Origin of the sequence: Spirulina subsalsa FACHB-351 (assembly GCF_026130165.1) — a bacterium.
GTDB classification, from domain to species: domain Bacteria; phylum Cyanobacteriota; class Cyanobacteriia; order Cyanobacteriales; family Spirulinaceae; genus Spirulina_A; species Spirulina_A subsalsa_A.
Genome location: NZ_JAIHOM010000172.1, coordinates 1 through 7,470 on the forward strand (window position 1 = coordinate 1; position 7,470 = coordinate 7,470).

The 7,470-nt window shown below is 47.0% G+C and carries 7 protein-coding genes; 5 read left to right on the forward strand and 2 right to left on the reverse strand.

What is annotated here, in order from left to right; translation table 11 throughout:
* Together K4A83_RS21090 and K4A83_RS21095 are read right to left on the reverse strand one after the other, a co-directional pair.
* Positions 1-767, reverse strand: a 767-nt coding sequence (locus K4A83_RS21090) for an S-layer homology domain-containing protein (protein ID WP_265266675.1), incomplete at its 3' end; no start/stop codon positions are given.
* Between the two features lie 106 nt (positions 768-873).
* The gene (locus K4A83_RS21095; RefSeq protein ID WP_265266676.1) at positions 874-3,180 is read right to left on the reverse strand and encodes a RelA/SpoT family protein; all 2,307 of its coding nucleotides are present in this window, start codon (positions 3,178-3,180) and stop codon (positions 874-876) included.
* A 401-nt stretch (positions 3,181-3,581) separates the two neighbouring features.
* On the opposite strand from K4A83_RS21095, the gene patD reads away from it, so the two are divergent.
* The 5 genes from patD (at position 3,582) to K4A83_RS21120 (ending at position 7,090) form a co-directional block, all read left to right on the forward strand.
* Positions 3,582-3,947: a heterocyst frequency control protein PatD gene (patD, locus tag K4A83_RS21100; protein WP_265266678.1), complete on the forward strand. Its 366-nt coding sequence runs from the start codon at positions 3,582-3,584 to the stop codon at positions 3,945-3,947.
* 74 nt (positions 3,948-4,021) lie between these two features.
* Entirely contained in the window at positions 4,022-4,663 is a 642-nt protein-coding gene (locus K4A83_RS21105) for a zf-TFIIB domain-containing protein (RefSeq protein WP_265266679.1), read from the forward strand.
* Between the two features lie 82 nt (positions 4,664-4,745).
* The gene (locus tag K4A83_RS21110; protein ID WP_265266680.1) at positions 4,746-5,444 is read left to right on the forward strand and encodes a YdcF family protein; all 699 of its coding nucleotides are present in this window, start codon (positions 4,746-4,748) and stop codon (positions 5,442-5,444) included.
* A 44-nt stretch (positions 5,445-5,488) separates the two neighbouring features.
* Positions 5,489-6,493, forward strand: coding sequence for a hypothetical protein (locus K4A83_RS21115; protein ID WP_265266681.1), 1,005 nt, complete (start codon positions 5,489-5,491; stop codon positions 6,491-6,493).
* A gap of 369 nt (positions 6,494-6,862) precedes the next feature.
* The gene (locus K4A83_RS21120) at positions 6,863-7,090 is read left to right on the forward strand and encodes a Calvin cycle protein CP12 (RefSeq protein WP_265266682.1); all 228 of its coding nucleotides are present in this window, start codon (positions 6,863-6,865) and stop codon (positions 7,088-7,090) included.
* Positions 7,091-7,470: the final 380 nt, after the last annotated feature.

The following is a 7,470-nucleotide window of genomic DNA, read 5'->3' on the forward strand; positions in this document are numbered from 1 at the left end:
ATAGGTGGCGGACTGCTGGGGGGTGGGGGGAGGAAGTTGGGGATGGGTGGGGTGGGACTGCGGACGATGTATTGGGGGGGGAGTAAGGTGGAATCGCCGAGGGCGCGACATAGTAGGGCGGCGATTTCTCCCCGGGTGGCGAGTTGACGGGGGTTGAGTTGCCGGGTGTTGGGGAAGTTGACGATTAAATCTTGTTCGGTGGCGGCGGCGATGATGTCATGGGCATAGCGGGGGATGTTGGCGGCATCATCAAAGGTGTTGTTGAGGATGAAGTCGGTGGGGTTGCGGGGGAAGTAGTGGTTTAAGCCGGAGGCGATCGCCACAATCACCTCAACCCGGGGAATGTTTTGTAGGGGGGCAAATTGGCGGTTGGGATAACCGGAGAGAAAGTTTGTTTCGTAACTGTTGCGAATGGGTGCGATCGCCCAATACCCATCGGGAATATCAATAAAGCGGTCTGGTTGGAAAATTCTCACCGGATTCGCATCGGGAAAAGCCCGATTAATCACCGTGGCAAATTCCCCCCGAGTCATGGGAACATTGGGGCGAAAGGTTCTATCGGCAAAGGGTTTCATAACCCCCTGTTCCACAATATGGGCTAAACACTGTTGCGCCCAGTGGCCTTGGATATCCCGAGGGAGGGTAGGAGTCCTCTGGGCTAGCCCCCCTAGGGGTAGGAGGGTGAGGAAACAGGTTAAGGCGGCGAGGAGGAAGAAAGTACCACGCCGACGGCAGAATGATAAAAGGGGTAGAAGCAAGCGAAGCATCAACAGTTAAAGCAGGGGCAAGGGGGCTTAAGTCGCGACAGTTTAAGGGATTCTAGGGGAGTTACAACTGTCCCCCACCGGGAGCAATACCAGCACCCCTCAGATTTTAGTCCTCACTACATTCACTGACTCGACGTAAATTTAACACATCACTCATCTGCCGGATATGGTTAAAGGTCAGTTCTAATTGATGGCGATCGCGAATTTCAATCCCCAAGTTAATCACGGCTGGTTTTCCGGGGTTTGTCACCACATTGGCATTCGTCACATTAATATTCTGATCACTCAGTTTCGCCAGAATATCCCGCATAATCCCCACCCGATCAATCACTTCCACCGAGATATTGACATGATAGGTCTGACAACGCCCCTGTTGTGCCACAGGATTCCAACTCACCGGAATCAAGCGATCGCCCTCTACCTTCTCCACATTCGGGCAGCCCTGACGGTGAATAGAAATCCCCTTAGTCCGCGTCACCACCCCTAAAATCGGTTCCCCCGGAATGGGACTACAACAGCCCGCGATATAATGTAACAAACCCTCCACCCCTGCAATGGGGGCATTGCTACAGACTTCCGGCTGAGTCGCCCGCATTTGGACCTGGGTCAACTCATGGGGTAAAGAAGGGGGTTCTGAGAGGGTTTGCTGGGCTTTCACCGCATCCCGCAAACGATTCACCACGGCATTGAGCGTCACTTCCCCATAGCCTAAAGCCGCTAACAAATCATCCACCCCTTGATAATTAAACCGTTCCGCCACCAACTGCATGGGGTGAGACTTTAACAGGGCTTCAAAACCATTTTTACCCAGTTCCTTCTCTAGTAACTCCCGGCCTCGGGCCATATTTCCATCCCGGTGCGATCGCTTATACCACTGACGAATCCGATTCCGGGCGCTCGGTGTCACCACAAAATTCAACCAATCTAAGCTAGGGTGACTATTTTTACTCGTAATAATCTCCACAATATCGCCATTTTGCAGTTGATTATCCAACACCGACCAACGGCCATTAATCCGCGCCCCCTTCATATGGTTGCCCACTTCCGTATGAATGCGATAGGCAAAATCCACCGCCGTTGCTCCCCGCGCCAAAGAAATAACATCCCCTTGAGGCGTAAACACATAAACATCATCTTCAAACAGATTGCTCTTCAAATTTTCTACATATTCTTGAGCATCTTTGAGATCATTTTGCCACTCTAACAACTGACGCAACCAAGTGAATTTTTCATCATCAGAACTCAATTGCGTAAAGTCCGATCCTCCCGCCTCTTTATACTTCCAATGGGCCGCAATTCCATATTCCGCAATATGGTGCATTTCTAACGTGCGGATCTGAATTTCTAACGGTCGTCCTGTCGTTCCCAACACCGTCGTATGTAGAGACTGATAACGGTTCGGTTTCGGTAAGCCAATATAATCTTTAAACCGCCCCGGAATCGGTTTAAATAAATCATGCACCACCGCTAAAGCCCGATAACAACTATCTTTCGTGTCCGTAATAATGCGTACCGCCGCAATATCATAAATTTCATGAAACGCCTTTTGTTGACGATCCATTTTTTTATAAATCCCGTAGAGATGCTTCGGTCTACCCTGAATCTCTAAAATCTTAATTCCTAAACTCCCTACACGCTCCCGAATCAAGGCAATCACATCACTAATCCGTTCTTCCCGGTCGATCCGGCGTTCCGCTACTAGTTCTTGAATTTCTCGATAGGCGGCGGGTTCTAAATACTTAAACGATAAATCCTCTAACTCCCATTTCAAACGACCAATCCCTAAACGGTTCGCCAATGGTGCAAAAATTTCTCGCGTTTCTTGAGCAATTCTTTTCTGTTTCTCAGGCCGTAAATACTCCAACGTGCGCATATTGTGAAGACGGTCAGCTAACTTGACCACAATCACCCGAATATCCTGCGCCATAGCTAAAAACATCCGGCGAAAATTCTCCGCCTGCCGTTCTGTTTTACTGGAAAAATTAAAACTCGAAAGTTTTGTTACCCCCTCCACTAACTGCCGAACTTCTGAACCAAAACGCTCCTCAATTTCTTCGGGCGTTACCTCCGTATCTTCTACTACATCATGGAGGAAACCTGCCGCAATCATAGCACTATCTCCCCCTAAATCCCGCAACAATCCGGCCACGGCCACAGGGTGGGCAATATAAGCCTCTCCTGACTTGCGGTATTGTCCCTCATGGAGGGTATAGGCAAACATAAACGCCCGACAAATTAATGATATATCCGGATCCGGTACCGCATCAGAATTTTCCTGATAGGACAATAAGTAACGATTTAACCAACCGGGCAATTCCACCTCAAATTCAACTTTTCCCGGAACAATAGGAACAGTTGGGGGAAGATGAGTAGAATTAACTAGCGCATTTTGGGTAAGTGTAGATACATTCATGGCGACTCCAAAGATAGGGCGGTAAGGGTATAATGACTTGATCTGTGAGAGAAATGAGTTCGAGAAATTAGTGACAGAGCAGTGTCCCAAATTTGAAGGGAAAATCAGTGCAGAAAATAAACCAGTCGGGTTATTACAGTAAAAATGAAATTGATGTAACTTCAGAGTTCCCAATATTAGCCCAGATGGAACAATCGGGAAAGGTTAAACTCTGAATGTACACTCTGAATACAGATGAACGCTTAAGCTAACAGAGCAGAGGAAAAACCGAAGACAGAATAGATTGAGAACAGTATAGTGCAAATGAATTAAAACAGTGCCAAGGCGCTAAAACAAATGCACTTGTTGGAAGACTTCCAGTATAGTGGTAACAGGTGTATTCTTGTTTTTAACCACATTGTATGTCGTCTTCCCCTTATCGTGACGGATCTGAACAATTTTTGAAAGCCCTAATCACATTAAAAGAGTCTATAGAATTGACGGATCCAGACTTCAAACAAGTGCATTTGCACTATCATCAACTGCAAACCATTGTTCAAGAAAACCTATCTCTAGAGAAATTGGAAGCTGAAAATCTGGCGATCGCACCCCGTCAACAATCTCTTCTAACCGAGATCCATCGCACTCTGAGGTTACTACAGACCGATGTCTTATTCTTGCAAGCATCACGCCAAAAAGCAACCTTTTCCCAGCGCTTGGTACTCTGCCGTCAGCGTATCGATCAACTCCAGCAGTTTTGTCAGCAATTCTTGAACTCCTCTCCGTAATTCCCCCTCAACCGAAAAACTGTTTTTCCATCCTGCCCCCTACCCCTTAAAATAAGGGGCAATCGGTGAAATTTATGGAGGAAAACGAATCCGTGGAATGTCCGAAATGCAGACAACCGATTCTGCAAGAAAAGCAATTAGGGGATATCTCCGCTCTCTGTTGTGACCAGTGTCAAGGACGCTGGCTCTCGGGTGACATCTATAAACAGTGGCAACTGCAACACCCCCCTAAAACAGCGACCCCCGATGTTCTCCTCCAAGGGGTTGACTCTAGCTTTAAACCCTCTACCCTCGACAGTCGAGCAGGATTATGTCCTGAATGTAGTCGGTATCTCTCCCGAGCGGCCGTTAAAACTCAACCTCCTTTTTTTGTCGAACGCTGTCCCCACTGTGAGGGGATATGGTGCGATGCCGGAGAGTGGGAAATCTTAACCAAGCTGGGTTTAAGTAGTTCGATTGAACAATTTTTTGACCGTCAGTGGCAAATGCAAATCCGGGAACAAGAGTCTCTCCAAACCGAGAGACAAACCATGATTGATAAATTAGGTCCAGAATTAGCCCAAATTATTTTCGATTTAGCCGACCATCTCATGAGTCATCCTAACGGCGACTATGCCCTAGCCTATTTAATGCGGAAAATCATGAATAATACAGACTGGGCAGAATTCAAAGACAAACAAACCCTTAACCAAGCTCTAGCTGAGGAAGTAAGATAGGCGGACAAGTTCTGCCCTGTGAGTCGGTTTGCGCCCTGCGAGGTTCTAGAACTTCCTTAATCCCCCCTTTCCAGCTATTCTCATGAAACGATGGCGACTGATTATCCTAGCAATTCTCTCTAGTCTCGGGGTCATTCTCGTAGGCTGGGGATTTAGTCTGATTCCCGCCCTACAAAATGCCTCCCATCAGCCCATTGATGCCATTTTTGTCCTCGGTGGCAGTATTCGCCGGGAAATGTATGTCTCAGAACTCGCCCATCAATACCCCAATATCCCCATTTTGATTTCTAATGGGTCTAAAGATCCTTGTGTTTTGCTCCTCTTCCAACGCAGTAACGCCCCCCTTGAGAATGTCTGGCTGGAAAAATGCGCCCAAAATACCTTTCAAAATTTCGTCTACAGTGTCCCTATTTTAAAACGTTGGGGCGCAAAACATATTAAGTTGATTACCTCCCCCACCCATCTCCCCCGTTCCCAATGGATGGCACAAATTCACTTCGGCGCTCATAAAATGTGGGTCGAAATGGATATTGTCCAAGAAATTGGCGTGCCGGGGAATCGAGAATTTTGGGTGAAAACCTTGCTGGATATCATTCGGAGTCTGTTCTGGGCACTTTTGAGCCAAGGGTTTAATCCCTTGGTCTGTAATGAAGTGGTGGAACTGCCCGAGGTCAATCTCTCCGAGTGGTTAAAGTCGGGGTTTGAGTGTGAGTACCAAGGAGATTTGAATGAATGGATTGAACAACTCCAAAATCACAAGATAAGATATTTTGTTAACTGAACATTAATCCTTAACCAGTGGGAATCTACCGAGTTTAATCACCCATGCCTAAAGCCAAAACTTCCCCGAAACCCGTTGAAATCAATAATCTCCTGACCGGAGCCAATGTAGTGATAGCGGGTATTGCTTGGTCCTTTTTCACGGTGTTATTTTTCTTATTGTTTAGTATCACGCCACCCGGACAAGAAAGCCCTTTTTGGTATTTAATTGGCACCTACATTTTAGAAACCTTTCCCTTTATCTTGGCTTCTGTGTTGTGTTACCGCAACTGGAAAAGCCCTCAAATTGCATCGGGGAGCAGTGTCTGGTTTTTTATATTTTTGGGGATTACCGCCTTCACCTTGGGGAATATTATTTTTGGCATTTGGGAGTTATATTTTGGGCTTGACCCAGAAATTTCCCCGGCCGATTTGTTTTATGTAGCGTTTACAGTCTGTTTAGGTTGGGGGATGGTTTTGGCCGTCTTGCCGCGACGGGTGAATTTAGACCCCAAACAGTGGGGAGTGATTGTGCTAGTGGCGATTGTGGGCATTGCTTTCGCGGTGTGGTTGAGTGTCTCAACCGCCCAAAATGTAGAAGTGGATGGGGAAACCGAGACGGTGGAAACAATAGAGGGGGAAGGGGTTGCTGCTCCTACACCCTCGGCTCCGGCGATCGCACCAGAAGCGGAAGAAAACCCCTATGATAAAGTTCCTAGCTGGGTAAAGGCAGCAGATGATTTTCTGGCGGTCTTCTCCCGTCCAGTTAATCTATTTTATGCGATCGCCGATGTGGGCTTAATGATTATTGCCGCAACATTATTATTAGCCTTTTGGGGCGGACGTTTTTCCCAATCTTGGCGCATGATTGCCGCCGCCGCTTTAGCCAAATATGTTGCAGATATGTGGTTTAAATATGCAACCACCCTCTCCGAGCCTTACGAAAGCGGGGGACTATTAGAGGTATTTTATGTGTTTAGTGGGGTCTTATTCGCTATGGGCGCAGCCTTGGAATATGACGTGTCCACCAGTCGTCACAGTCGAAGCCGTCGGAGACGAGGTCGGAGTTAGTTTCAGTCCTCTGTTCTCGCAAAATCTATCCAAAATTGCCTTTTAAGTCTCCCTACTCTGAAGAATCCGCTAGAATAATCATGGATTGAGTCGAAACTGTTTTTCCAGGAGAGAGGTCCGGTCTTCCATTCTCTGGAATTCAGACCCTTTCAAGGGATATACCTCATAGCTGTTTATATGGGAGTATGCCACAATGGTCACAGTTGACCTAGGGTGGGGCGCACCGAACGTAACGCTTGGGGAGAGAACCACCTCTGAACTAGACCCGGCAAGGTATCTAATTTAAGTGGAATCCTTAACCTAAGAATCCTCTCGCCTTTAGGCAGAGGAGCGTTAAAGTCCTGTAGCAGGAATTAGAAGCAAAAAATAATGGCCAATAACAACATTCACGAACAAATTGAAAAAGAACGCGAACAGGCTAGAGCCGTTTGCAGTACAGAGGGCGCAACCTCGGCAGATTGTGCCGCAGCTTGGGATGCGGTCGAGGAATTACAAGCAGAAGCGGCTCACCAACAGGTGAAAGAACCCAAAAACTCGTTTGAGAAATACTGTGATGATAATCCAGATGCTGCCGAGTGCAGAATCTATGATGATTAAAATCCTAGCTTAGAATCAAAAAGATTGAGTGGGGGATTTCCCCCATCCCTCTTCCCTAACTTTAGGATACTAACACAGCATTAAGACGGGAGCTTAATAGCCCCGTCTTTTTAGATCGGAGTGGAAAAGCAACACAGCAGCTTTAGCCACCATCAGCAAAAATCAAGATGTATTGTCAATGTTGAAATATGGCGCAAAAGCTTATGCGGAGGGGATTGCAGCCCATGAAGAGATGGATAAAAAAAAAGTTTAAAAAAAAGGGTTGACAACCTAGGGAGAAGTGGATATATTGGTAAATGCGCGCAACGGAAGGCAACACACCACACCGAGTGCGCTGAACCTCGAAAAATCAATAGTTTGAAAGAATTTTAGCACCCCCC

What these genes read in the sequence shown, in the direction of transcription:
- K4A83_RS21095 (WP_265266676.1), bottom strand. Translation starts at nt 3,180, where the DNA reads ATGAATGTATCTACACTTACCCAAAATGCGCTAGTTAATTCTACTCAT.
- patD (WP_265266678.1), top strand. Translation starts at nt 3,582, where the DNA reads ATGTCGTCTTCCCCTTATCGTGACGGATCTGAACAATTTTTGAAAGCC.
- K4A83_RS21105 (WP_265266679.1), top strand. Translation starts at nt 4,022, where the DNA reads ATGGAGGAAAACGAATCCGTGGAATGTCCGAAATGCAGACAACCGATT.
- K4A83_RS21110 (WP_265266680.1), top strand. Translation starts at nt 4,746, where the DNA reads ATGAAACGATGGCGACTGATTATCCTAGCAATTCTCTCTAGTCTCGGG.
- K4A83_RS21115 (WP_265266681.1), top strand. Translation starts at nt 5,489, where the DNA reads ATGCCTAAAGCCAAAACTTCCCCGAAACCCGTTGAAATCAATAATCTC.
- K4A83_RS21120 (WP_265266682.1), top strand. Translation starts at nt 6,863, where the DNA reads ATGGCCAATAACAACATTCACGAACAAATTGAAAAAGAACGCGAACAG.